1 tRNA gene and 2 rRNA genes are annotated in these 522 nt (G+C 45.2%); all 3 read right to left on the reverse strand.

The window, feature by feature from the left end:
- Positions 1 to 125: 125 nt before the first annotated feature.
- A tRNA-Ala gene (locus tag CRO04_RS25830) sits at positions 126 to 198 on the reverse strand.
- A gap of 7 nt (positions 199 to 205) precedes the next feature.
- A 5S ribosomal RNA gene (gene rrf, locus CRO04_RS25835) occupies positions 206 to 323 on the reverse strand.
- Positions 324 to 414: 91 nt separating this feature from the next.
- Positions 415 to 522 (reverse strand): 16S ribosomal RNA (locus CRO04_RS25840); the annotation flags it as partial.

Consider the following 522-nt stretch of genomic DNA (forward strand, 5'->3'; position numbering starts at 1 on the left):
TCTTTTTGCAAAGACTCTATCTAGATATATTTCAATATGTGGTTTTCAAGGTACATGCGCGATGTTGTTAAAAGCGTACATAATTGATTAATAACTATGCTCTATGCTTAATGTTCAACATCGAATGGAGATGGAGAGATTCGAACTCTTGACCCCCTGCTTGCAAGGCAGGTGCTCTCCCAACTGAGCTACACCCCCAAATATAATCTGGCACCCACCTGCTCTCCCATACCGTCTCCAGTATAGTACCATCGGCCGCTTAGGTCTTAACCATCGTGTTCGGGATGGGAACGGGTGTGTCCCCTAAGCGCATCGGCACCAGAAAAATTTTGTCTCTGATGTTTCTTATTTAATTAAAATCTTTGAAAACCTAAGACTCAACAGTATATAAAACCCCTACTTTTTCTTCCTTAGAAAGGAGGTGATCCAGCCGCACCTTCCGATACGGCTACCTTGTTACGACTTCACCCCAGTTATCAGTCCCGCCTTCGGCAGCTCCCTCCTTGCGGTTGGGTCACTGAC

The organism is Lacrimispora amygdalina (assembly GCF_900205965.1).
Classification (GTDB): domain Bacteria; phylum Bacillota; class Clostridia; order Lachnospirales; family Lachnospiraceae; genus Lacrimispora; species Lacrimispora amygdalina_A.